Origin of the sequence: Rhizobium sp. NFR07, from assembly GCF_900111905.1 — a bacterium.
In the GTDB taxonomy this organism is placed as follows: Bacteria; Pseudomonadota; Alphaproteobacteria; order Rhizobiales; family Rhizobiaceae; genus Neorhizobium.
Genome location: NZ_FOKM01000004.1, coordinates 71,782 through 97,043, shown reverse-complemented (window position 1 = coordinate 97,043; position 25,262 = coordinate 71,782). Strand labels below are relative to the sequence as shown.

Below are 25,262 nucleotides of genomic sequence, written 5' to 3'. Positions count from 1 at the left end.
CCTCAGGCAGAAAGTTCGGTTGGGCGGGCGATGGAGCGTTCGTCGGGCGCATTGCCATCAAGAACGCTGATGATGTGCTGGGCGGCAATGACCGCCATCGCGTCGGCGGAACCGTAGGTCACACCGCCGATATGCGGTGTCGCGATCAGCGTGTTGAGCGCCCAGAGCGGACTGTCGGCGGCCGGCGGCTCGGTGGCGAAACTGTCGAGCGCCGCACCTGCGACCGTGCCGGCTGCGAGCGCCTGCGCCAGATCCGTCTCGTTGATGATCCCGCCACGGGCGGTGTTCACCAGAACCGCGGACTTTTTCATCAGGCCGAGACGGCGTGCATCGATCAGATCACGCGTCGCAGCCGTCAGCGGGCAATGGATGCTGAGGATGTCGAGCGACGGCAGCATGGCATCGATATCATTCGCCGAGGCGAAACCATCGGCTTCGGCGGCACCGGGTGCGAAGGGATCGTAGACCACGACCTCCATGCCGAGTGCTTCCGCCATGCGCGCCGTCTCGCGGCCGATCCCGCCATAACCGATGAGACCGATCGTGGCGCCGAGGAAATCCTTGCCGGTAAAGGTCGGCTTCGGCCATTCGCCGCCCTTCACGGCCTTGTCGAGCGGCAGCACTTCCTTGATCAGGCTCAGCGCCAGCGCGATCGTGTGCTCGGCAACGGCGCGGGAGTTGGAGCCCATCGCCCGCAGCACCGGGATGCCGAGCTTTGCGGCGGCCGCGATATCGACATTGTCCACGCCGACGCCGTGCTTGGCGATGACCTTGAGGTGGGGCGAGGCGGAAATCACTTCCTCATTGATACGCCCCTGGCGCACCATCAGGCCGTCGATCTTGAGGTCTGCGGCGAGCTTCGCCACCACGTCGGACGGATCGTAGGGCGGCGAGAAGAACACGTCGATATCGTGTTCGTTCAGCAGCCGGATCGCCTTTTCGGCGATCTTGTTGTGGCTGACGAGAATGCGCCGGCCGCGTTTGCCGTGTTCGGCCCCCTGGATGATGTCATGGGTCATGGGGTAGCCCGTCCTTTTTCAGTTCTGCGAAGTAGATTTTGCGCCCGCGTCACGATCGGCGCGTCGACGAACTTGCCGTCCAGCATGAAGGCCCCACGCCCTGCAGCAGCCTCTTCGGCGTTGGCCGCGATGACCTTCTGAGCCCATGCAACCTCTTCCGCCGTCGGCGCGAAGCTTTCGTTGAGGATCGGCACGACGGAAGGGTGGATGCAGCTTGCCCCGTCGAAACCGAACTCGCGCGCTTCCAGAGCAGCAGCGCGAAGCGCATCCTTGTCGGCAAAGTCAGCGACGGTACGCAGCAGCCCCATCGACAGCACGCCGGCTTCCTTGGCTGCATAGTGGATCATCAGCTTGGGATAGCGCAGCACTTCGGGCGTCGGCCTCGCGTCCATGGCCGTCGCAAGATCCTCGCCGCCGGCTGCCAACGCCAGAACCCGCGGCGCCTTTGCAATGGCGCGAACTTCGAACAGGCCCGTCATGTCTTCGATCAGCGGCACGAAGGCGATCGGCGAGCGATCCTTCTCGTGCGGCTCAAGGCTTTCGACCAGACGCGCAAGGACATCCGGACTGCTCACCTTCGGGACATAGAGCCCGTCGGCGCCTGCAATTGTCGCCGCAACCGCGTCATCGATCAGGCGATCGGTATGGTTGACGCGCACGAAAACCTTGCAGCCGCTCTGCTTAATCTCCGGCACCCATTTCGCCAGGCCATCGCGAGCCTCGGTCTTGGCATTTTCCGGCACGGCGTCTTCTAGATCGATGATGATGGCGTCGGCGCCGCGCTGGCCTGCCTTTTCAAGGAAACGGGCGGCATTGCCCGGTACGTAGAGAAGCGACGAGATCATGCCTTATCCTCCAGGTCAGCCGGCGTCATGCCGATTTCAGCAAGGATCGCCTCGGTCTGTTCACCGACGTCAGGTGCCGGATGGCGGAAGACGCCGGGCGTCGCCGAAAAGCGCGGAAAGATGTTGTGCTGCGGAATGCTGCCGAGATCGGCATCCTCGACATCCACCACGATCTCCCGCTCGGCGAAATGCCGGTCGGTGCTGATATCGGCGATGTCATAAACCGGGCCGACCGTGGCACCGGCCCCGCGCATCACCGAAAGCGCCTCGTCGCGGGTGCGGGTGACAAACCATGCGCCGAGCGCGGCATCCACCAGTTCGCGATGCCTGACGCGTTCCATGTTGGTGGAGAAGCGCGGATCGTCCTTCATGTCCGGGCGGCCGACGATGTCGAAGATCCGCATCGCGATCACCTGGGTGGAACCGGACAGCGCCACGTATTTGCCGTCGCTGCAGAGATAGACGTTGCGAGGGGAAACCGTGTTGGAGCCGGATCCGGACCTCTGCTTGACCTTGCCGGTAACATGATAGATCGAGGCTTCCGGGCCGAGCGAGGCGAAGATCGGCTCCAGCAGCGACAGGTCGATGACCTGCCCGCCTGTATCCCCGCGCTCCCGGGCAAAAAGCGCCATCATCACCGCATTGGCGCCGGTGAGGCCCGAGATCATGTCCGCAAGCGCGAGCGGGGGAAGGACCGGTTCGCGATCCGGAAAACCAGTGCGCGAGGCAAAGCCGCTCATCGCCTCGACCAGCGTGCCGAAGCCCGGATATTTTGCATAGGGCCCGGTCTGGCCGAAACCAGAGATCCGTACGATGATGAGGTTCGGATTGAGCGCCAGCAGGCTGTCCGGCGACAGGCCCATTTCCTCGAGCGTACCCGGACGAAAATTCTCGATGAACACATCCGCCTTTTCGAGCAGCTTCTTCAGCGCTTCCAGCGCCTTCGGCTGACGCAGGTTGAGCGCGATCGAGCGCTTGTTGCGGCCATAGGTCTTCCAATGCAGTGAATGGCCGTTGTCGCGCCATTCGCGCAGGGCGTCCCCTTGAGGAGGCTCCACCTTGACGACGTCGGCACCGAAATCACCCAGTTGCAGCGACAGCATGTTGCCGGCCACGACACGACTCAGGTCGACAACGCGGATGCCGTGCAAAGGGCCCTTCTGTTCCGGTTGGAAGCGGACGGTTTTCTTAGTCTCTGCCATGAAAGCCTCAATTCGCGCCGGGTTTATCGGGGAATACGGCGCAATGTCCCTGAGGGATGCGCACGAGGATTGAATCCTCCTTCAATTCCGCCGGCGTCTGGATGCGGAACTCGATCGGACCCGAGCGCACTGCGTATTGCCAGACGGAACCGAGATAGGTCCGCTGATCGATCGACACCCGCATCGTGTTCGGGCCTGTCTCACTGGAAAGCTCGATCTTTTCCGGCCGGATGGCAACGACGACCGAGCCGTCCTTGCCGGCGGCACCCGGCGGCGTGACGATCTCGCTGCCGTCGGCCAAACGGATACGGGCCTTGTCCGTGCCGTTCTCGATCATCGTGCCGTCGAAGAAGTTCGACGAGCCGATGAAGTCGGCGACGAAGCTGTCGGCCGGACGTTCATAGATCTCGCGCGGCGTGCCGAGCTGGCGCATGCGGCCCATGCTCATGACGGCGATCCGGTCGGAAACGGCGAGCGCCTCAGCCTGGTCGTGGGTCACGTAGATTGTGGTGACGTTGAGGCGCTCCTGCAACTCGCGCAGCCAGACGCGGGCACGTTCACGCAGCTTCGCATCCAAGTTCGACAGCGGCTCGTCGAGCAGCAGAAGCGGCGGACGATAGACGAGCGCGCGGGCAAGCGCGACACGCTGCTGCTGGCCGCCGGAAAGTTCGAACGGATAACGATCCGCATAGGGCAGCATCTCGACGAGGCCGAGCGCTTCCTTGATGCGCTCGTCACGCTCTGCGCGGCCGATCTTGCGAAGCGTCAGCGGGAAAGCCAGATTCTCTGCCACGGTCTTGTGCGGCCAGAGCGCGTAGGACTGGAAGACCAGACCGATATTGCGCTTTTCCGGCGGCACCGTGTTGTTCGGGTTGCCGTCGAACAGCACCCGGTCGCCGACCCGGATCGTACCGGACGTCGCGTGGTTGAGGCCGGCGACCGCAAACAGCGAGGTCGACTTGCCGCAGCCGGACGGCCCGAGCAGCGTCAGGAATTCACCCGACGCGACGTGTATGTTGAGGTTGTCGACGGCCGTAACCGAGCCGTATTTGATGGTGAGGTTTTCGAGAACGAGATCAGCCATAGATTTTGGCTCCCATGACGCGGCGTGCGATGATGACGAACGCGGCGGTAATGACGACTTGGATGGTTGCGAGGGCGGAGACCGGGCCGTTGTCGCCTTGGGCGACAAGCTGCAGCATGGTGGTGCCGATGATTTCGGACCCCGGCTGGTAGAGGAAGGCCGCCGTCACATATTCCTTGAAGAAGTGGATGAAGAGCAGCGCGTAACAGCTGAACAGCGCGGGTTTGAGGATCGGTACGATGATGCGCGTCACCGTCGTCCACCAGTCGGCGCCCGAGATGCGCGCACCGCGGTCGAGTTCCTCGCCGACCTGGGCGAGCGCTGGCGCGATGGCACCGAAACCGACCGGGATGTAGCGGATCATGAAGGCGAGGATGAGCACGGCAATCGTGCCGCGAATGACATCCGCTCCAGGCAGCCAGATCACGGCATAGAAGAAGCCGAGACCGGCGATGATGCCCGGCAGCGAGCGCGGGAAAAGCGCGATATATTCGAGCGCCCGGCTGTGGCGGAAGTCCGAACGGCGGGCGACGAGCGCGATCACCAGAATGAAGAAGGTGCCGATCGCGGCGCCGATCGTCGCCACGAGAACGGAATTGACGATCGAGCGCACATAGTTGGCCGAGCCGAGAACATGCTCGAAATTGGCTGTCGTCAGCACCTTCCAGAACGGAATGAGCGGGGTGAGGAAGCTCACCGCCGAGCGCATGAAGATGCCGCCGAAGATCGAGATAATCGTGAGGAACGCGAAGGCGAAAACGAACAGGAATGCCGGCCAGCGCCAGGCACCCAGATCGAGCGTCGAGGGGCGGCTGGCCTTGCCGCGGACGGTGACGAAGCGGCCAGCGCCCTTCATCAGAAAGCCCTGCAGCCAGACGAGGAAGGCGACGACGATCAGGAGGATGACGGCTGCGGCACCGACGATGCCGTATTCCGGCCGCACGGCAGCGTTGATGCCGGCATTGTAGAGAAACGTCGTCACCGTCTGGATGCCGGACGGGCCGCCGAAGAGCAGCGGGATCGCCAGCATCTCGATGCCGACGACGAAGTTCAGCACGGCCGAATAGATGATCGCGGGACGGATCATCGGAATGGTGACCGAAAACAGCGCCCGGAAAGGACCGGCACCGGTGGATCGCGCCGCATCTTCGAGCAGAGGATCGGCCTTGGTGACGGCCGCAAGACACATCAGATAGGTGAGCGGCGCCTGGCTGAGGCCAGCGACGATGCCCATGCCGGTGACGCTGTAGAGGTTCCACGGCGCGCCGCCGAGATAGGTTTTCGCGGCAAGCGTCATGAAGCCCGACGGGCCGTACATGGTGAACCAGCCGAAGGCGATGACGAGGTTCGAGACGAACAGCGGCCAGATGAAGATCTCGCCCAGCCACTTACGACCCGGCAGATTGGTGCGTCCGACGAGAACCGCCATGACGGCACCGAACACCTGAGCGACGATCATCGTCAGCGCGCCGAAATAGAGCGTGTTGAAGAACACGCCGGCCATGCCCGGTTCGCTGAACAGGCGGCTGAAATTGCCAAGCGTCACGACTGCCGTGTCATCATAGAGCGGCTTGTCGAGGAAGGCCTGGAAGATGATCGGGGTGATGGGACCGAATACGAGGATCGTCGTCAGCGCCGCAACGCCCCAGTAGATCGCACGCGATCGGTCTATCCCCCGTCCGGCCGTGCCGGGGTGGCTGATATCCGTCATCGAATTTTCCTGTCAGGGTTGGTGGAAGGGCCGACGAGTGGCCGGCCCTTCTGCTCGGCTTATTTGCCGGCGATAGCTGCGTTCCACTTCTCGACGAAGGGACCCGCTTCGGTAATCAGACGCTGGTCGAAACCGGCGGTGATGACATTGTCCTTGCCGACGATCTCGCCGATCTTCTGGAAGGTGTAGCGAACCTGGTCTTCCGGCACGTCTTCACGATAAGGGACGAGGCCGCCCTTGCCGACCTGCGTCTGGCCATCCTGGCTGAGCGCGTAGTCGACGAAGAGTTTTGCCGAGTTTGGGTTAGCGGCACCCTTCGGGATGCCCATGCCGCGCAGCATCATGATCGTGCCGTCGTCGGGGAAGGCAAAGCCGAGGATCTCACCGCCCGGCTGTTCCAGGCGCGGGAAGATGGTGATGCCGGAAACGGCGATGCCCATCAGGTATTCGCCAGTGGCGATCTTCTCGTTCATCGGACCGCCGGAGGTCTCGCCGCGGATCATCGGACCGATCTTGCGAAGGCCATCCCAGCCAGCTTCACCCTTCTTGTCCATGTAAGCCCACCAAGCGGTCAGGCCGAAGCTGTTGCGGGCGGCATCATAGGTGGTGATCTTGCCCTTGAACGAATCCGGATCGGCCGTTGCAGCTTCTACAAGCGATGTAAAACCCTTCGGACGCTGGTCTTCCGTCAGAAGCGCCGCGTTATAGGTAATGACCAGTGGATCGGTGGAAAGCACGTTCACGCCCGGATAGGGATGGGCAAATTCCGGCAGATTCGCGATTTCGGGGCTCTTGTAATCCTCCATCGCGCCGTCCTTGCCATAGGACGCCCAGCGGTCGTTGGCGCCGGAGACAAGCACGTCGGCGGTGCGGGCGCTCGAGCCCTTTTCAGCTTCCCAGCGGGAATGCACCGTGCCCGAGCCCAGATCGACGGTCTCGATCTTCACCCAGGGATACTTCGCGTTGAAGCCCTTGATGATCGGCTGCCAGTTATTGTCGGCCATGTTGGAATAGATCATCAGACCTTTTTCCGAGCGCGAACCCTCGATGATCTTCGAGTAGTCGGCGGGATAACCGGCCGGCACTTCCTGAGCCTGGGCGAAACCGGCAATGCCGGCAAACAGCCCGGCCAAGGCCGTAAGTGTTGCGAATTTCATTCCTTACCTCCCTTTGGATAAACGACGACTGCGACGCGCCAACTCCTCGGTGATCGCGACTGCAGTTTCCCGGACCACTTCACTGATGCGGTCGGAATTTGAGACGAACCGGACCTGGGGACCGGATATATTGAGCGCGGCAATGGCCTTGCCGTTTGCGCCGATAATCGGCGCCGCAGCACCTGCGGCACCTTCGACGACGCCCATGGCATTCACGTAGAAGCCGGATGCACGAGCGCTTGCGACGGCATCGCGCAGCTTCGAGTGCTCTTCCTTGGATAGAGTAGAAGCGGCCGCATAGGCCTCGACATCGGCATCGCTGCCGGCGGCCAGAAGCACGACGCCGCTTGCAACCTTGTGGGCCGCACGCGTCGGCACGATGTCACGATCGTAGAGGATTTCCCGCTTGGGCAGCACCTTGTTGAGATAACGGATCGAAGGACCTTCCAGCACCGCGATGAAGCCGCTCTCACCCGTTTCCTGAACGGCATTCGAAAGATAAGGCGAAACCAGCGCGATCAGCGCACCGTAATTGCCGCCATCCGCGGAGATCTCGCCGGGAAGCCTGAGAAGCTGGTACTCACCACTGCCTGTCCGATGGATATAGCCGCGCTCGGCAAGTGACTGCAGCATCAAGAGCGCGCTCGACTTGGGCATGGCGAGCGCAGCCGCAATCTCCGAGAGACTTGCGCCCTCCGGTGAAGCCGCAAACCACTCGATCATATCCAAGACACGCTCGACACCGCGTCCGCTCACGATCACTCCTCCTTGATCGTTCAGTATATTGAACTCATACAGAATATTGAAAAATTACCAATCCGTCAACACCCGACGATATTGTCCCCACGCTGCTGCGAATGGCGGGCCGTTCGGGATGTTGAAAAGGCTATGGAAGTGGCTGACGCAGATCCTGTGGTCGAGCGTCAGCTACCGCGCCGAAAAGTGCAGCGTCGGAACGAAAGATTTCTCAAGGAAAGGGCTCGAGGCCTGGCGCTTGCGCCGGCTCGTCACGCGTTGTGCACACGGGCTTGGATCTACGCCCGCAACGCTTTCGGTGCGCGATGCACCGATTAGATCTGCTGGTCGGCAAAGGCACAGTCGCCCTCGCCGGCCAGCTATCTGGTGTTCAACGGCCGTTGGCCTTGCGCCATTCGGCAAAAATCGAAAGATTGTTCTCGTCCGTCGCCGGATAGAGGCCGATAATCGTATGGCCCGCCTTCACCCGCTCCACGGCGAAATCCTCATAGGCCGTCATCTCGACCGCCTCGTCGGCAATCTCGTCGGCGATCTCCGCCGGAATGACGATGACGCTGTCGTCATCCCCGACCATGATGTCGCCCGGAAAGACCGCGACATCGCCGCAGCCGATCGGAACGTTGATGTCGATTGCCTCGTGCAGCGTCAGGTTGGTCGGGCTTGAGGGACGATGATGGTAGGCCGGGATATCCAGCTCCCCGATCGTCATGGCATCGCGGAAACCGCCATCGGTGACCACCCCTGCCCCGCCCCGCACCATCAGCCGGGTAATGAGAATATCGCCGGCTGACGCGGCACGCGCATCCTTGCGGCTGTCCATCACCAGCACATGGCCCTCCGGGCAAGTCTCTATCGCATGGCGCTGCGGATGCTTCGGATCGCGGAACACCGTCATCGGGTTGCGGTCCTCGCGCGCCGGCATGTAGCGTAGCGTGAAGGCCGGGCCGACCATGTTGCGCCCCTTGGGCCGAACCGGCCGGACGTCCTGGATCGTCTGGTTTCTCAGGCCTCGCTTGTAGAGCGCCGAGCAGAGCGTCGCGACGGAGACGCCCATCAGTTTGTCACGGGTTGCGGGGTTCATGTTTCCTCCTCGATGGTGCGTCAGTTGATCACCGGCTCGGGCACCTTGGCGCCGAACTCGGTCTTCAGGAAATCGAAGTCGCAGCCCTTGTCGGCCTGCTCGATATGCTTGGTGAACATGAAGCCATAGCCGCGTTCATAACGTGGTTCTGGCGCCACCCACGCAGCTTTGCGCGCCGCCAGTTCCTCTTCGGAGACCAGCATGTTGAGGCTGCGCGCCGGAATATCGAGCTCCACCATGTCGCCAGTCTTCAAGAGCGCCAGCGGCCCGCCGACAAAGGCTTCCGGCGAGGCATGCAGCACGCAGGCGCCGAAACTGGTGCCCGACATGCGGGCGTCGGAGATGCGCACCATGTCGCGCAAACCGAGCTTCAGCAGCGCCTTCGGCATCGGGATCATGCCCCATTCCGGCATGCCCGGCCCGCCCTGCGGCCCGGCATTGCGCAGCACCAGCACCGTCTCCGGCGTCAGCGGATAATCCGGATCGTCTATGATCGTCTTCAGTTCGGGATAGCTGTCCGCCACCAGCGCCGGTCCCTTGTGCCTGTGGAATTTCGGATCACAGGCCGCCGGCTTGATGACCGCGCCATCCGGGCAGAGATTACCCTTAAGCACCGCCAGAGACCCTTCATGATAGACCGGATTGGAGAGCGGCCGGATAACATCCTCGTTCCAGATCTTCACGTCTTCCAACCCATCCACCAGCGGCTTGCCGGTCACGGTGATTGCCGTCGGATCGAGCTTGTCGCCAAGCTGTTTCATCAGCGCCCGCAGACCGCCCGCATAGAAAAAGTCTTCCATCAGATAGGTCGTGCCGGAAGGACGTATGTTGGCGATCACCGGAGTCGTGCGCCCGATGCGGTCGAGATCGTCGAGTTCCAACGGCACTCCGGCGCGGCGCGCCATCGCGATCAGGTGGATGATGGCATTCGTCGAACAGCCCGTCGCCATGGCGACCGTCACCGCATTGTTGACCGCAGCCGGCGTGATCACCTTGTCTGGCGTCAGATCCTCCCAGACCATCTCGACGATCCGTCGACCGCAGGTGGCGGACATGCGCTGGTGATTGGCGTCGGCTGCCGGAATGGAGGAGGCGTTTGGCAGCGTCAGCCCCATGCCCTCCGCAATCGCCGTCATGGTTGAGGCCGTGCCCATCGTCATGCAATGGCCGTAGCTGCGCGCGATCCCGCCCTCGATGCCCTGCCATTCCTCCTTGGAAATCGTGCCGGCCCGCCGCTCGTCCCAGTATTTGAACCCATCCGTACCGGAGCCGAGCGCCTTGCCGGCATAATTGCCGCGCAGCATCGGCCCGGCCGGAAGGTAGATGAAGGGGATGCCCATCGACACCGCGCCCATGACGAGGCCGGGCGTAGTCTTGTCGCAGCCGCCCATCAGCACCGCGCCATCGACGGGATGGGAGCGCAGCAGTTCCTCGGTCTCCATCGCCAGCATGTTGCGATAGAGCATGGTCGTCGGCTTGACGAAATTTTCCGACAGAGACAGCGCCGGCAGCTCCATCGGGAAACCACCCGCCTGCAGCACGCCGCGCTTCACCCATTCGACGCGTTCGCGAAAATGCATGTGGCAGGGCTGTGCATCGGACCACGTGTTGATGATCGCGATGATCGGCCGGCCTTCCCAGTCCTCCGGCGCATACCCCATCTGCATGGTGCGCGACCGGTGTCCGAACGACCTCTGGTCATCCGGCATCATCCATCGCGCCGAGCGCAGTTCCTCGTAAGTCTTTCTGCCTGCCATTCCAAACTCCCGTGCCTTGCGGCACTCCTCCGGGATCGCGATGATCCGTTATTCCGTAAAAGCTTCTTCGCGTTTGCGGCTGATGCTCGGCGACAGCACGAGTGCCAGCACGACGACGGCGAAGATCAGTAGCGACAGGCTGAGCGGGCTGCGCACGAAGATCGACGGATCGCCCTGGCTGATCAGCATCGCTCGACGCAGGTTCTCCTCAAGCATCGGCCCGAGAATGAAGCCGAGCAGCAACGGCGCCGGCTCGAAGCGCATCTTGGAAAGCGCAAAGCCGACGACGCTGAAGCCCGCCATGACGAAGACGTCGAAGACGCTGTTATTGATGCTGTAGGCGCCGATACAGCAGAAGCCGATGATTGCCGGAAACAGCAGGTGGTAAGGCACGGTCAGCATCCGCACCCACAGCCCGATCAGCGGCAGATTGAGGATAACCAGCATCAGATTGCCCGACCACATGGAGACGATCATGCCCCAGAACAGATCCGGTTCGTCAGTGATCACGTTCGGGCCTGGCGTAATGCCCTGGATGATCATCGCGCCCACCATCAGTGCCATGACCGGGTTGCCGGGAATGCCGAGCGTCAGCATCGGAATGAACGAGGTCTGCGCACCGGCATTATTGGCGGATTCCGGTGCGGCAACCCCCTCGATCGCGCCCTTGCCGAATTCAGCCCGGTTGGGAGAGATGCGCTTTTCCATCGCGTAGGAGGCGAACGAAGCGAGCATCGCCCCACCGCCCGGCAGCACGCCGAGGAATGAGCCGAGCGCCGTACCGCGCAGGACAGGCGCAATGATCCGCTTGAAATCATCCTTCGTCAGCATCAGCCCGGTCACGCGCTTGACCCCGACCGAGCGCTCCTGCTCATTTTCCAGGTTGCGCAGGATCTCGCAGATACCGAAGATACCCATGCTGACGGCAACGAAATTCAGTCCGTCATAGAGTTCGGGAATGTCGAACACGTAGCGCGGCGTGCCGCTCTCGACGTCGGTCCCGACCGTACCGAGGATGAGCCCGAAGACGATCATCGCAAAGGCCTTGAGCAGCGATCCGCTGGCGAGTGCGACAGAGGCGACAAGTCCGAGGACCATCAGCGAGAAATATTCCGCAGGGCCGAAATTGAGGGCGACGGCGGCAAGCGGCGGAGCCGCAACGGCAAGTAGGATCGTGGCGACGGTGCCGGCAAAGAAGGAACCGAGCGCCGCGGTCGCAAGTGCCGCACCGGCCCGGCCGTTGCGCGCCATCTGGTAGCCGTCGATCGCGGTCACGACGGAAGAGCTCTCGCCTGGAAGGTTGATCAGCACCGCCGTGGTCGAGCCGCCATACTGGGCGCCGTAGAAGATGCCGGCCAGCATGATGAGCGCCGATTCCGGCGGCAGGCCGAATGTGATCGGCAACAGCATGGCGATGGTGGCCGTCGGCCCGAGCCCCGGGAGGACGCCGATCGCCGTGCCGAGAAGACAGCCGATAAAGCCGTAAAAAAGGTTCATCGGCAGGAAGGCGGTCGATGCACCGAGCCAGAGGTTAGCGAAGATATCCATATGCAATCCAATCCGGTTTCGTCGGCTGGCCCGAGGACGCTAGAGCGGCCTCAGAAGAGGTCGCCGATAAAGGGGATCCAGGGCCCGAAGGCTGAGACGGGAAGCGACAGAAGCTTCGTGAACAGCAACACGGAGCAGACCGCGAGAAACAATCCGAGCAGGATCGAATGACGCCAGTTGGCATAACGGCTGGCGGTCGCCACTCCGACGATCAAGAGGAACATGGTGGGCGCGAGACCGAGGCCCGCAAGCAGGACGCCGAAGCCGATCGGCGCCACGATCACCAGAAAATAGGCTTTCCAGTTCCACGCCTCAGGCTCGCTCTCTTCGGCATCGACCATCAGCGACTGCACGATGATGAGCGCACCGATCGCCATGAGGAGAAGGCTCAGCATGGTCGGGAAATAGCCCGGTCCCATCTGAAAGGAGTTGCCGACTTCCAGTTCGCGGCCGAACCAGATGAACAGGAGGCCGACACAGATCATCGTAACGCCGCCGACGAAGTCGCGGCCGTTTCTAATCTTCAGCATGGCATGATACTCGCGTGTGAAAGATATGCCGGCCGGGCATCAAGTCCGGCCGGCAGATTGCCTCACTGCAGCGGCACGTTGGCGGCCTTGATGACCTCGGCCCACTTTGCCGTTTCCTTATCGATGAAGGCCTGGAATTCGGCAGAGCTGTTGCCGACCGGAGTCACGCCCATCGCCTTGAGCTTTTCCTGCATCGCCGGCTCGGCGATGATCGCCTGCACTTCCTTCGAGAGCTTCTCGACGATTTCCGGCGGCGTGCCGGGAGGAGCGAAGAGACCATGCCACGAGGTTGCCTCGAAGCCCGGGATGACGCTTGCCATGGTCGGCACGTCAGGCAGCAGATCGGCCTTTTCCAGGCTGGTCACGGCAAGCGCCTTGACCTTGCCGGCCTTCACCTGCTGGGCGGCGGTCGGGATGTTGTCGAACATCATGTCGACGTGCCCGGCCACGACATCGAGGATCGCTTGGCTGCTGCCCTTGTAGGGCACATGAGTGATCTTGATGCCGGCCTTGGTGGCCAGAAGCTCGCCCGCAAGATGGATCGAGGTGCCGACACCGGAAGACGCATAGGTATGCTTGCCCGGTTCCGTCTTGAGGAACGCGATCAGTTCCTCGACATTGTTGGCCTTGATCTTGTCCGGGTTGACGACCAGCACGTTGGGCAGGCTGGCGATCAGCGAAATCGGCGCAAACCCCTTTTCCTTGTCGTAGGGAAGCTTCTGATAGAGCGTCTGGTTGATCGCATTCGAGCTGACCGTGCCCATGCCGATCGTGTAGCCGTCCGGCTTGGACCGGGCCAGATCACCCAGCCCGATATTGCCGCCGGCGCCGGGCTTGTTTTCGACGATGAAGCGCTGCCCCAGTCGCTTGTCCAGTTCCTCGGCCACAAGACGGCCAAACGTGTCCGTATTGCCGCCTGCGGCGAACGGAACAACGACGGTAACGGTCTTGGACGGATAATCATCCGCACGGCTGGGCTGCATGCCTGCCGCGCAAATTACGGCCGAAACGGCCGCGATTGTCGTAAATCGCTTGAGGTACATAATCTTCCTCCACTTGTCCGGCTCCAGGCCAGCACCACCAACCCACCCTTCGAACCCTCCTGAACGAAGAAATGGAAGCGCTTTCATTCTAGCTTCTAATTTTTTGGCTGCAACTGCAAAGGCGAAAAATTAAAACTATGAAAATCAGTAAATTAGATAGCCTATTCCAGATTTTTTCATGAAAGCACTTGATTACATTCAAAATGAAAGCGTAACTCATTTTGACAGGAATGGCGATATGACCGACAGCGACAGGAACAAGCACATTGCAGCCAACGGCCCGGTGACCCTGGCCGATATAGCGAAGCTGGCCGGCGTCTCGCCGGTCACGGTTTCGCGCGCCATCAACACGCCGGCGCTGGTCAAGCCGCGCACTTTGGAAGCGATCGAAAAGGTCATCGCCAGAACGGGCTACGTGCCCAATCTCCTTGCAGGCGGGCTGGCATCGCGGCGAACGAGATTGATCGCCGCCATCGTCCCCTCGGTTTCGAGCACAATCTTTGCCGAGACGATCGAAGGGCTGAACGCCGAACTCGTCTCTGCCGGCTATCAGCTCCTGCTTGGTCTCTCCGGATACGATGCCGGCCGCGAGCTTGAGCTGACCCGCGCCATTTTGGCACGTCGCCCGGACGGGATCATCCTGACCGGGATTACGCATCTGAAGGAAACCCGGGCCATGCTGACGGGTGCCGGCCTTCCTATCGTCGAGATATGGGATTCGACGCCTTCGCCGCTCGATACGGCGGTCGGATTCTCCCATAGCGCTGTCGGTGCACTGGTCGCGGAGCATCTGCTGATCAGGGGATACGATCGCTATGCCCAGGTTGGCGCCAACGACCCGCGCGCCGTCCAGCGTCGTGATGGCTTTATCGGTCGTCTCAACGGGATCGCCGAGGTGGAGCTTCCGGCACTGGAAATGAACTCGCCATCCACATTCCGGGATGGCCGGGTGGCCATGGCGCAGCTTCTTGATAGCGGGCACGGCACGCTCGGCGTCTTCTGCTCGTCGGATGTCGTCGCTCACGGTGCTTTGGCTGAAGCCAATTCCCGCGGATGCAGCATGCCGGATGACCTTGCGATCATCGGCTTTGGTGATTTCGACTTCACGCCGCACACGCACCCACCGCTGACCACGGTGCGCATCGACCGCCGGGACATCGGCACCAAGGCCGCGCAATCGATCCTCAGGAAAATCGCGGGCGACGAAAATGTGGAAGCGATGATCAATGTCGACTTCCGGATCGTCGCGCGCGGAACGGCCTGACGCCGCTTCGCTCAAGGCCTCTTGCCGAATTCAGCCGTGCTTCGGGTCCAATGATGCGCCTGTTCGGAAAGGGTGATGCCAAGTCCAGGGTGCGTCGGCACGATCATGCGGCCATCCCTGATCTCGAGCCGTTCGTTGAACAGGGGATCCAGCCAGTCGAAATGCTCGACCCACGGCTCCAGTTCATAGGCCGCTGCCAGATGCAGATGAATTTCCATGGCGAAATGCGGAGCGAGCTGCAGCTTCTTCGCTTCGGCAAGCGCGCAGATCTTGAGGAACTGGGTGATGCCCCCGACCCGCGGGGCATCCGGCTGAATGAAATCGACCGAATTGTTCTGGATCAGGGCAATGTGCTCCAGCACGCTTGCCAGCATCTCACCGGTCGCAATCGGCGTATCCAGCTGGGCGGCCAGTGTTGCATGACCCTCGACGTCATAGGCATCGAGCGGCTCCTCGATCCAGGTCAGGTTATAGGGCTCCATCAGCCTGCCGAAACGCATGGCGCTCGGGCGATCCCATTGCTGGTTGGCATCGACCATCATCGCAGCCCGGCCGCCGATCCGCTCATCCACGGCCGCGACACGCTTCAGGTCGATATTCATGTCGGGCTGCCCGACCTTGATCTTGATGCCACCAATGCCGGCCGCGATCGATTGCTCGACATTCTCGAGAACCTCCTCGATCGGCGAGGACAGGAAACCGCCGGACGTGTTGTAGCACTGGACGCTGTCGCGATGGGCGCCGAGCAGCTTGGCAAGCGGCAGTCCGGCGCGCTTCGCCTTGAGATCCCAAAGCGCAATGTCGAAAGCGGCGATCGCCTGGACTGCGAGGCCGCTTCGCCCGACCGAAGCGCCGGCCCAGCAGAGCTTGTTCCAGAGCTTGCCGATGTCGTTCGGATCTTCACCGATCAGCACATTGGCGATTTCCTTGGCGTGCTCGTACTGCCCCGGACCGCCGGCACGCTTGGAATAGCTGAAGCCGATGCCGCTATGGCCTTCTTTCGTCTCGATTTCCGCAAAAAGGAAGGCCACTTCCGTCAAGGGCTTCTGCCGGCCGGTCAGGACCTTCGCGTCGCTGATGGGCGTCTTCAGCGGTAGGAATATCGATTTCAGCTTGATCCAGGCTATACTGTCTCCGCTGCCGCCTTGCTGCTGGGAGACGGTGGTTTTCGAGCGCGTGTCCATTCGCTTCCTGCCTGTCGATGTTTCCTTTGGCCTTGACTGATACGGCGTCGATCAATTTAAGTCCAAACCGATTATTGACGACAATCTATGCTGGATTTGAATAGATGCTGGATCTCGGTCAGGTAGGGTCATTCGTGGTCGTGGCGACCGAACTGAACTTCAGCCGCGCGGCCAGGCGCCTCAACATCACTCAGCCGCCGCTCAGCCGGCAGATCAAGCTGCTGGAGCAGGAACTGGATGTCACGCTGCTGGAGAGGACGAGCCGCCGGGTTGTCCTGACCCCTGCCGGCCTCGCATTTCTCGTCGAAGCGCAGAAACTGCTGGACCTGAGCAATGCTGCCATCGTTGCCACAAGGCGCACGGCCCGCGGCAATGCCGGATCGGTCAAGATCGCCTTCGTCGGCGCCACGACCTACAGTTTTTTGCCGAAGCTCATCATCAAGGCGAGGACCCTGGCGCCGCAGATCGAGGTGGAACTGGTGCAGATGGAGACCGCCGAGCAACTGCAGGCGATCAATGCCGGCGATGTCGATCTCGGCCTGTCACGTCCGCTCAGTGGCCCGCATCATCTGGAAAGCATGTCCGTCGCCCGCGAACCGATGATGCTCGCCATTCCCCGCGCGCATCCCCTTGCCGCAAAACGCCGGCCGTCACTCGACATGCTCGACGGCGAACCGTTCATCATGTTTTCTCCACAGGCACGATATCTCAACGAGAAGCTGACGAAACTGATGGAAAACCGGACAATCACGCCGCGGGTCGTGCAGCACATGACGCATTCGCAGGCGATACTCTCGCTGGTCAGCGCAGGGATCGGCCTCGCAATCGTGCCGGCCGGCACCCAGAATGCGTGTTTCGACAATGTCGTCTTTCGGCCAATGGATCTTCAGGACGAGTGCGTCGCCGAGCTTCACGCCATCTGGAGCCCGGACAACCGTAATTCGCTTCTCCCGGAAATACGCAGGATCGCCGCCGGCACTATGCCGGATCAGTGACCTGACCTTCAGGCCGCCGGTCGCGAGATTGCGATGACATAAGGCTGGCCGTTATAGGTTTCCCGCGTCAGCCGGACATGGATCCGCGTCATCGGATGAACGGCGTCGCTTTCGGGCACAAGCCCCTTGCCGATGACCCGCCCGGTATCCATGCCGAAATCAAGGGATCGGCCTCTCGGCGCCGTGCGCAACCAGTTCCCGACTATCGCACTCCTGATGCGCAGCGCAAGGGACAGCGATCGCTCGGCGATCAGCAGGTTTTCAAATGTCGCTGTGAGCCGCCCCGCATGGGCGCTGCCGGCCGGACCGTCCGCGTGTCGCAGCGCACCGTCACTCAGGCCGATCGGGCACACGCCCAGCTTGATGCCGGACATGACCTCGTGCTTCATCAATTCGATGCGTCCGCCCGTGACCGAGGCAACGCGAACCGCACCTGCGAAAAGGGCGCCGGCGATCGGCACCATCGCATCCGGCGAATGATGCACGGATCGCGCTGCCGGTTCGCCCCCGGCGGTGTCCCCGCCTAAGGCCGCCACAAGCTGCGACGGCGACAGCACCACACGAAGCCCGTCATTGCCTCCGGCTAGTGCCGCAGCGATCATGGTGATGCCCTCTGCTGAAAGCCTCAGCGGCGCTGGCCGATCAGGTAGGCGTAGTGATATTTGGTGGCCTTGTTCGGGATCGCGTCGACCGACGGACCGAACATCTTTTCCGGCGTCAGGATCTGCTTGGCGTCCGTCGTCATCGGGATCGTTCCGAGAAGATAGATGTCGCGCGCCATGAAGACCTGGGTGCCGAACGAATTTCCGACGGCGTAATTAACCTGCAGAACGAAGGCGCCGTGACCTTCTTTCAGCATTTTTTCCTGGATCTCGACCTCATGCGCCTGCAGCCATTTGCGCACCCAGACCGAGACCGACGCCTCGTTCAGGCTGGTGGCGGCATATTGCACGGCTGCGGCAACCGCACCACCGCGCTGCATGCGATCGTTGAACTGTCGCGGACCGTCCTGCAGCGTCATATAGCGCAGATCGGGACCTCTCTTCATGCCATTTACCGGCTCGATGTCGCTCTGCTGAACCGGGCGAACGAGAAGCTTGTCGCTCTGCACGCTGAAATTGGGCATCGGATCCCCGCAATGATTTGAATGAGACAAACGTCAGAACGCCATCTGGCGCGCGGTGAAAGAGAAAGCGCCGCCCATGGCGGCGCTTTCAGTCTGCGTATTAGGCAGCCTTCGTGGTCGCGAGATCGTAGGATGCGATCATCGGCGACTTTGGCGCATGGTTGTCGTCGTAAGGGGTGTACTTCACTTCGAGCTTGGTGAAGTTGAGCTTGATCGTTTCGACCGGCCGGTCACCGTTGGAATCGATCGAATAGCTGGCAATCAGAGTGTTGGTCAGCAGGTATTCGATATAGGTGTCGCCCGGGTTACCGGTCGTGACGAGATGGATCGTGGCGCGCTTGCCGGTACGGCCCGAGCACGCTTCGCCGAAAAGCTTGGTCGACGAGGAATCGCTGACCTTGGTGAGGATGACTTCGGAAATGGTCGGCTCCGAAGCTTCTCGGTTTGCCGCAGAACCGGCAGACGTATTCATGTTGCGGGACACGTTCCAGTGAATGGCTTCAATGTCCATCCACTGCTTGTGCTGCTCGTGGGTTGCATCACCCTGGATACCATCAATCTGCAGATAAATCGGCATGCTAAAGCTCTCCTAATAATCGGTTTTGCCTAGTTGCGGCTAAGGCGCATTTGCCTTTCTCGCTGATCCCCGAGCACGTTTACGGCCCGGGGCTTCTTCATCCGCCTTGCGACCATCATCGGCCGGCTTGGCGAATTTCGTGGACGCGACAGCCTGTTCGGCTTCGATGCCGAAATGCTGTCCGTCGAATGCAATGATTATGTGTTTAATGCGTAGTCCGTCCGCGATTGCATCGAGGAAGAAAGTCGAAAGGATCGGCAGCAGGTCGCGGGCGATCATCACCTCGATCGCGCGGGCGCCCATTTCGCTGCTTTTGGCCCGCGCCACGAGCGCATCGCGTGCCTCCGGCGACAGCGTCACCGCCGTACCGTAGCTTGCGCCGACACGCTGGCGGATCCGCTCTATCTGGAGGTCGACGATGCCCGACAACGTCTCGCCGGAAAGCGGCATGAAGGGCAGAACCGTCGTGCGGCCGACGAAGGCGGGCTTGAAATGCTTCTGCAGCTCCGGCAGCAGCAACTGCTCCAGCGCTTCCCCTTCCGGCATCGTATCCGGATCCGCGGCAAGCGACGCCAGCAGTTCCGAGCCGGTATTGGCGGTCATGAAGATGGTCGTGTTCTTGAAGTCGATGTCGCGGCCTTCGCCGTCGCGTAGCACGCCTTTGTCGAAGACCTGGTAGAAGATTTCCTGGACGCCCGGATGCGCCTTGTCGATCTCGTCGAGAAGGAGCACGCCGTAAGGCCGGCGACGGACCGCCTCGGTCAGCACGCCGCCTTCGCCATAACCGACATAGCCGGCCGGCGAGCCGAGGAGCATGGAGATCTTATGCTCCTCCTTGAATTCGGACATGTTGATCGTCGTCAGATGCTGGCTGCCGCCATAGAGCATGTCGGCAAGCGAAAGCGCCGTCTCGGTCTTGCCGGTACCCGACATGCCGACCAGCAGAAAGACTGCCGGCGGACGGCGCGGATCGTTGAGACCGGCGCGCGCCGCGCGCATGGCGGCTGCAATTCTCTCGAGCGCCGCGTCCTGGCCGAGAACCCGCTCCTTCAGCCTGGCATCGAGCGTCTTGACCGTCTCGACCTGGTCGGACAGGAGCTTGCCGACCGGGATGCCGGTCCAGCGGGCCACGATCACGGCGATGACATCCTCGTTCACCACGCGTAGAATAAGCGGCGTTTCACCGGCCACGGCCGCGAGACTGCGCTCCGTCGACATCAATGCGGCCCTGGCGCTCTCCGGCGTCATGGCGTGCGGCGGGAACGGTGCAACATTGGTTTCGCCTTGCGCTTCGCCGGTCGCAGGCACTGCCGTTGCGATCGGCGAGACGGCGCCGTCCTCGGAAAAGACCTCTTCCAGCCGGTCGGCCTCGCGGGCGAGCCGCATCTCGTCATCGAACTTGGAGGACAGGACCTCGATCTCGCGGACAATGTCGGCACGCTCGCCGGCAATCCGCGCAAGACGGTCGGCTGTAACTTCCGTTTCCGGCTCGGCCGATAGCCAGCGCTCCTCCGCTTCGAGAAGATCACGCTCGTTTTCAAGAAGTTTGATCGCTTCCGGCTGGGTCTGGCGCGCCAGTGCGACCGTAGCGGCCGCCGTATCCAGAAGGCTGATCGCCTTGTCCGGCAACTGCCGGTCGGGGATATAGCGCATCGACAGGCGGACCGCGGCGGCGATCGCCTCTTCGCGGATGCGCACGCCGTGATGCGCCTTCAGCTTGTCGGCCACGCCGCGCAGCATGCGGATCGCCGTCTTTTCGTCCGGCTCCTGCACCATGACCGTCTGGAAGCGACGGGTCAGCGCGGCATCCTTTTCGAAATAGCGCTTGTACTCGCTCCAGGTCGTCGCCGCGATCGTCCGCAGCTCGCCCCGCGCCAGCGCCGGCTTGAGGATGTTTGCGGCATCGCCCTGCCCCGCCTGTCCGCCCGCGCCAATCAGGCCATGGGCTTCGTCGATGAAAAGGATGACCGGCTGCTCGGACGTCTTCACGGCATCGACAACGCCATGCAGGCGACGCTCGAACTCGCCCTTCACGCCGGCTCCCGCCTGCAAAAGGCTGAGATCCAGCAGGAGCAGCTTCACGTCCTTCAGCCGATCCGGCACTCGGCCGGCGGCGATTTCCTGAGCAAAGGCCTCGGCGACGGCCGTCTTGCCGACACCGGCTTCGCCGACGAGGATCGGATTGTTCTGCCGGCGCCGCATCAGGATGTCGATGACCTGCCGCAGTTCGCGATCGCGGCCGATTACCGGGTCGATCCGCCCCTCGCGGGCTTCCGCCGTCATGTCGCGGGTATAGAGGCGCAGGAATTCGTTCTGGCCGGACGAAGAAGCCGGCGATCCAAACGCCGGCTCATCAGGGGTTTTCGCATTCGCATCCGACCCCGCCTTTTCAAGCAGGGTCTCGAGCGTCGCTCGGTCGAGCGAGCGAAGCGAAGGCGCGATGCCGCGAGCTACGACCCGCAGTGCGGAGTCGGTACTTAGTGCAGCAAGTAAATCAACCAGCTGGATCATTTTACGTCCAGCTTGGAGGGATGTGATGAGCCAGGCTTCCCGGGCAAGGGAGATCAAATTCTGGGAGAGGGAGAGCGACGAACCGTCGGACCGTGGCAGGTCTCCGATCGATACATCCAGCTCTGTCCGCAGCATTTCAGACTGTACGCCAAGTTGTTCGAACACCGTCGTCGAAGCGGCGTCATCAAGCAGCGCGCGGAGCCAATGGGAAATCTCGACGGACGAGTGCTGGTGACGCGCGGCGAGAGACGCAGCTGTCTCAAGACCGACACGCAGATTTGGCTCAAGTGTCCTTATCAGCCGATTGAGATCGACATGCGACATGCAAAGAACCCTGTATTCGTGTTTGACAATCAGCTTTCTTAGAAATGTGCGGAAACAACTAGGGCGATCATACAGGCTTGTCTAGGCTGAAAAGCGCACTATTTCCAAAAATAGCATTTAAGACTGCCGTCATAAAAATGTCACCTCGGGCACGAGGTTGACAAGCCTATATCAGCTCAACAAGATGTGGGCATTTTTAATTTTGCTATTCGATATGGAGAATATATCCGCGTGAATGTGCGACAAATCGTAGATCCACTTGATGAAAACGCCCCATGCGGAGAAAACGTACGGAACAATACTTCCGAGCGTGAAATATACTATAGAATTAAGGATGCTAGAAACGCAGCCAGGGCCGCTGAACGTGGAATAAACCCGGGTGAAACTATTGCGCTTTCACCTATCTGGCACGACGTTAGCAACCTTGGATTGCATATTCTTTCTTCCACGAGCAAAGACATCGAAGTTTTGGCCTGGTTGGCGGAGGCCCAGATCAGGCTTCGCGGCTTCGAGGGACTGCGTGATGTCTACCTGTCGGCCGTGTCGCTTTTAGACAACTATTTCGATGACCTTCACTCCATTGACGACGAGGATCCGGAGGAGCGTTTTGCGCCTTTTGCCGGTCTGAACGGCGTCGGAAGCGAAGGCACGATCATCCAGGCGATCCGCCTGACATCCCTGATTCCCGGGGGAAAATTCGCTCAGCACACACTATGGGATTTCCAGATCGCGCAGCGCCCGGGCGAGACGGATCAGCGCGAAGAACTGCAGCAGGCTGCGACCGAGGCGGGTGTCGCGAATATGGCAGCACATCTTAACGTGCTCACGGACTGCATCGCCGCCTTTGACCGAATGGTCGAAATACTTGACGAGCGGTGCGGCAGTACCGCCCCCCCAAGTTCGAATACACGCAATGTTTTGCATGAGGCGGCATCCGCCATCCGCATGCTGGCCGGCATCGGTGATGCCGACCCTGTTTCTACCCCGGCAGAAAGCATCGAAATCGCCCCTGTTTCCGGCGATCTGCATCAGGCCGACACCCCTGCACCCGCTCCAGCCCGGCTTCCCACAGCAGATTCCATCCGCTCTCGCGAGGAAGCCTTCGAAATTCTCGTCGCCGTAGCGCGCTATTTCCGCCGCACGGAACCGCACTCGCCGATTTCCATGTCGATAGAAACGCTCGTGCGACGCGGGCGCATGGATTTCTCCGAGCTTCTTGCCGAGCTGATGCCCGAGCAGCACGCACGCCATGCGGTGCTGACGGCAGCCGGCATCCAGCCCTCGACCGAAAACAGGGGAGGTTGAGGACATCACACCGCGCGGGCCCGGCCCGTAACGCAATCCACATCAATCCGAATTTTATCTGCCTATGGCAGGAAGGAGATACCCGATGGCAAGTGTGCACGAGAAACTGGAAAGGGTCCGCAAGCCCCGCGTCCACATCAAGTACGAAGTCGAAACCGAAGGCGCGATGGTGGTCAAGGAACTGCCCTTCGTCGTCGGCGTTCTCGGCGATTTCTCCGGCAACCCCACTCAACCGCTGAAGCCCTTCGGCGAACGCAAGTTCGTGCAGATCGACCGCGACAACTTCGATGACGTGATGCGCCGCATGACGCCGGGCCTCACCATGTCGGTCGAAAACACCCTTCAGGGCGACGGCACCCAACTTCCGGTCAATCTGAAGTTCGAGAGCATGGCCGATTTCGAACCCGGCTCGGTCGTCAATCAGGTTCCGGCGCTAAAGGCGCTGCTCGATGCGCGCAACGAGCTTCGCGACCTGATGAGCAAGGCCGACCGTTCGGAAGAGCTTGAGCGTCTTCTCGAAGACATCCTGCAGAACAAGGCGGATCTTTCGCAGCTCGTTGCCCAGCTCGGCGGCGACAAGGCCGAAGACAAGAAGGATCAGGTCAACTGATAGGCGGCGCTGCGCTCCTCATGACTACGAGGACAGCGCGCCCCTCTCGTTTTGCCCCATCGTTTGGTTGAGCAGCGCCGAGGAGTTGTCCGGACGGTTGCTCGCAATGAAGGATTTGAGACATGAGTGCTGATACGCAATTGCAGACGAAGGACGAGGCCGGTTTCGCGTCGGAACAGGACCTGCTGTCCAAGGTCGTTTCGGCCACCCGCCAGACCGAACCGAACCGTGCCCAGGACCTGCTGCGCACGCTGACCGACCAGGCTCTGAAGGGAACGGTCACCTATGACCGCAACCTGACGATCACCCTGAACAACGCGATCGCGGAACTGGACAAGACGATTTCTGCCCAGCTTGCCGCCATCATGCAGGCACCGGAATTCGTCAAGCTCGAAGGCACCTGGCGCGGCCTCAACTATCTGGTCAAGAATTCCGAGACCAGCGTCAATCTGAAGATCCGCGTGCTGAACGCTTCCAAGCGCGACGTGAGCAAGGATCTCGCCAAGGCCGTCGAATTCGATCAGTCGCGCCTGTTCAAGTCCATCTATGAAGACGAGTTCGGCACACCGGGCGGCGAACCGATGGGCGCCATCATCGGTGACTACGAGTTCGACAATTCCTTCGACGACGTGCAGACGCTGCAGGGCGTCTCCTCGATCGCGGCCGCCGCGTTCGCACCGTTCATCTCGGCCGCAAGCCCGCGCATGTTCGGCTTCGAGGATTACCGTGAACTCTCCAAGCCGCGCGATCTCGAAAAGATCTTCGAGACGGTCGAATACGCCAAGTGGCGCAGCCTGCGCGACAGCGACGATTCCCGCTTCGTGACGCTCGCCATGCCGCGCGTGCTCTCCCGCATGCCCTACGGCCCGAAGACCAGCCCGATCGACGAGTTCAACTACGACGAGACCGGCGGTTCGAAGAACGGCGAGCTGCCGCACGAGAACTATTGCTGGATGAACGCCGCCTACGTCATGGGCACCCGCCTCACCGACGCATTCGCCAAGAGCGGCTGGTGCACGGCCATTCGTGGTGCGGAGAATGGCGGCAAGGTCGAAGGCCTGCCGATGCACATCTTCTCCAGCGACGATGGCGATCTCGACCTGAAATGCCCGACGGAAGTCGGCATTACCGACCGCCGCGACGCTGAACTCGGCAAGCTCGGCTTCCTGCCGCTGTGCCACTACAAGAACACCGACTATGCCGTGTTCTTCGGTGCCCAGACGGCCCACAAGCCGAAGCTCTACGATCGTCCGGAAGCAACGGCGAACGCTGCGGTCTCTGCTCGCCTGCCCTACATGATGGCCACCTCGCGCTTCGCCCACTATCTCAAGGTGATGGGCCGCGACAAGATCGGCTCCTTCATGGAAGCGGAGGATTGCGAGGCCTGGCTCAACCGCTGGATCTCCAACTACGTCAACGCCAATGACGCCGCCGGCGAAGAGTCCCGCGCTAAATACCCGCTGCGCGATGCCAAGGTCACCGTTCAGGAAATCCCGGGCAAGCCGGGCGCCTATAACGCGGTGGCCTGGATGCGCCCATGGCTGCAGATGGAGGAGTTGACCACCTCTCTGCGGATGGTCGCTCGGATTCCTTCGAAATCCTGACGCGACGGCGCGCGCGGCGCTCCCCTCGC

General features: G+C 61.5%; 22 protein-coding genes. 5 read left to right on the top strand and 17 right to left on the bottom strand.

Translation table 11 applies throughout. The features are described 5' to 3' along the window. Positions 1–2 precede the first annotated feature (2 nt). The 12 genes from BM216_RS10125 to BM216_RS10070 all read right to left on the bottom strand — a co-directional run bounded on the left by BM216_RS10125 (position 3) and on the right by BM216_RS10070 (position 13,733). Positions 3–1,019 carry a hydroxyacid dehydrogenase gene (locus tag BM216_RS10125; protein WP_244530139.1) on the bottom strand — a complete coding sequence of 339 codons (1,017 nt, stop codon included), beginning with the start codon at positions 1,017–1,019 and terminating at the stop codon, positions 3–5. After that, positions 1,016–1,864, bottom strand: a complete 849-nt coding sequence (locus BM216_RS10120; protein ID WP_092998686.1) for an HpcH/HpaI aldolase/citrate lyase family protein — start codon at positions 1,862–1,864, stop codon at positions 1,016–1,018. The genes BM216_RS10125 and BM216_RS10120 overlap by 4 nt, the downstream gene beginning before the upstream one ends. Further along, positions 1,861–3,066, bottom strand: a complete 1,206-nt coding sequence (locus BM216_RS10115) for a CaiB/BaiF CoA transferase family protein (RefSeq protein WP_092998684.1) — start codon at positions 3,064–3,066, stop codon at positions 1,861–1,863. Before BM216_RS10115 ends, BM216_RS10120 begins: the two co-directional genes overlap by 4 nt. A gap of 7 nt (positions 3,067–3,073) precedes the next feature. Continuing rightward, complete coding sequence (locus BM216_RS10110) at positions 3,074–4,150, bottom strand: ABC transporter ATP-binding protein (protein WP_092998682.1); 1,077 nt, start codon at positions 4,148–4,150, stop codon at positions 3,074–3,076. Then, positions 4,143–5,861, bottom strand: coding sequence for an ABC transporter permease (locus tag BM216_RS10105; protein ID WP_092998680.1), 1,719 nt, complete (start codon positions 5,859–5,861; stop codon positions 4,143–4,145). The genes BM216_RS10110 and BM216_RS10105 overlap by 8 nt, the downstream gene beginning before the upstream one ends. Before the next feature lie 59 nt (positions 5,862–5,920). Continuing rightward, on the bottom strand, positions 5,921–7,018 hold the full coding sequence (locus BM216_RS10100; RefSeq protein WP_092998678.1) for an ABC transporter substrate-binding protein: 1,098 nt from the start codon (positions 7,016–7,018) through the stop codon (positions 5,921–5,923). 3 nt (positions 7,019–7,021) lie between these two features. Next, the gene (locus BM216_RS10095) at positions 7,022–7,774 is read right to left on the bottom strand and encodes an IclR family transcriptional regulator (RefSeq protein WP_092999349.1); all 753 of its coding nucleotides are present in this window, start codon (positions 7,772–7,774) and stop codon (positions 7,022–7,024) included. 370 nt (positions 7,775–8,144) lie between these two features. Next, positions 8,145–8,855: a ribonuclease activity regulator RraA gene (locus BM216_RS10090; protein WP_092998676.1), complete on the bottom strand. Its 711-nt coding sequence runs from the start codon at positions 8,853–8,855 to the stop codon at positions 8,145–8,147. A 20-nt stretch (positions 8,856–8,875) separates the two neighbouring features. After that, positions 8,876–10,612: an L-arabinonate dehydratase gene (gene araD, locus BM216_RS10085; protein WP_092998674.1), complete on the bottom strand. Its 1,737-nt coding sequence runs from the start codon at positions 10,610–10,612 to the stop codon at positions 8,876–8,878. A 48-nt stretch (positions 10,613–10,660) separates the two neighbouring features. Continuing rightward, on the bottom strand, positions 10,661–12,160 hold the full coding sequence (locus tag BM216_RS10080; RefSeq protein WP_177230753.1) for a tripartite tricarboxylate transporter permease: 1,500 nt from the start codon (positions 12,158–12,160) through the stop codon (positions 10,661–10,663). A gap of 50 nt (positions 12,161–12,210) precedes the next feature. Further along, complete coding sequence (locus BM216_RS10075; protein WP_092998670.1) at positions 12,211–12,690, bottom strand: tripartite tricarboxylate transporter TctB family protein; 480 nt, start codon at positions 12,688–12,690, stop codon at positions 12,211–12,213. A gap of 62 nt (positions 12,691–12,752) precedes the next feature. After that, positions 12,753–13,733 carry a Bug family tripartite tricarboxylate transporter substrate binding protein gene (locus tag BM216_RS10070; protein WP_092998668.1) on the bottom strand — a complete coding sequence of 327 codons (981 nt, stop codon included), beginning with the start codon at positions 13,731–13,733 and terminating at the stop codon, positions 12,753–12,755. Between the two features lie 238 nt (positions 13,734–13,971). Between BM216_RS10070 and BM216_RS10065 the strand changes: the two genes are divergently transcribed. Continuing rightward, positions 13,972–14,997 carry a LacI family DNA-binding transcriptional regulator gene (locus BM216_RS10065; protein ID WP_092998666.1) on the top strand — a complete coding sequence of 342 codons (1,026 nt, stop codon included), beginning with the start codon at positions 13,972–13,974 and terminating at the stop codon, positions 14,995–14,997. Between the two features lie 11 nt (positions 14,998–15,008). Here the strand turns inward: BM216_RS10065 and BM216_RS10060 are convergent, their stop codons facing one another. After that, positions 15,009–16,181: an L-talarate/galactarate dehydratase gene (locus tag BM216_RS10060; protein WP_092998664.1), complete on the bottom strand. Its 1,173-nt coding sequence runs from the start codon at positions 16,179–16,181 to the stop codon at positions 15,009–15,011. Positions 16,182–16,285: 104 nt separating this feature from the next. On the opposite strand from BM216_RS10060, the gene BM216_RS10055 reads away from it, so the two are divergent. After that, positions 16,286–17,176, top strand: a complete 891-nt coding sequence (locus tag BM216_RS10055) for a LysR family transcriptional regulator (protein ID WP_092998662.1) — start codon at positions 16,286–16,288, stop codon at positions 17,174–17,176. A gap of 8 nt (positions 17,177–17,184) precedes the next feature. Here the strand turns inward: BM216_RS10055 and BM216_RS10050 are convergent, their stop codons facing one another. The 4 genes from BM216_RS10050 to tssH all read right to left on the bottom strand — a co-directional run bounded on the left by BM216_RS10050 (position 17,185) and on the right by tssH (position 21,714). Next, positions 17,185–17,778 (bottom strand): RNase A-like domain-containing protein, encoded by a 594-nt coding sequence (locus tag BM216_RS10050; protein ID WP_092998660.1) that lies wholly within the window; start codon positions 17,776–17,778, stop codon positions 17,185–17,187. A gap of 23 nt (positions 17,779–17,801) precedes the next feature. After that, positions 17,802–18,302 carry a hypothetical protein gene (locus tag BM216_RS10045; RefSeq protein ID WP_092998658.1) on the bottom strand — a complete coding sequence of 167 codons (501 nt, stop codon included), beginning with the start codon at positions 18,300–18,302 and terminating at the stop codon, positions 17,802–17,804. A gap of 100 nt (positions 18,303–18,402) precedes the next feature. Continuing rightward, positions 18,403–18,879 (bottom strand): Hcp family type VI secretion system effector, encoded by a 477-nt coding sequence (locus tag BM216_RS10040; RefSeq protein WP_092998656.1) that lies wholly within the window; start codon positions 18,877–18,879, stop codon positions 18,403–18,405. 39 nt (positions 18,880–18,918) lie between these two features. Beyond that, complete coding sequence (gene tssH, locus BM216_RS10035; RefSeq protein WP_092998654.1) at positions 18,919–21,714, bottom strand: type VI secretion system ATPase TssH; 2,796 nt, start codon at positions 21,712–21,714, stop codon at positions 18,919–18,921. Between the two features lie 231 nt (positions 21,715–21,945). On the opposite strand from tssH, the gene tssA reads away from it, so the two are divergent. The 3 genes from tssA (at position 21,946) to tssC (ending at position 25,233) form a co-directional block, all read left to right on the top strand. After that, on the top strand, positions 21,946–23,019 hold the full coding sequence (gene tssA / locus BM216_RS10030) for a type VI secretion system protein TssA (RefSeq protein WP_092998652.1): 1,074 nt from the start codon (positions 21,946–21,948) through the stop codon (positions 23,017–23,019). An 85-nt stretch (positions 23,020–23,104) separates the two neighbouring features. Then, positions 23,105–23,629, top strand: a complete 525-nt coding sequence (tssB, locus tag BM216_RS10025; RefSeq protein ID WP_092998650.1) for a type VI secretion system contractile sheath small subunit — start codon at positions 23,105–23,107, stop codon at positions 23,627–23,629. A 122-nt stretch (positions 23,630–23,751) separates the two neighbouring features. Further along, entirely contained in the window at positions 23,752–25,233 is a 1,482-nt protein-coding gene (gene tssC, locus BM216_RS10020) for a type VI secretion system contractile sheath large subunit (RefSeq protein WP_092998648.1), read from the top strand. The last annotated feature ends 29 nt before the right edge of the window (positions 25,234–25,262 follow it).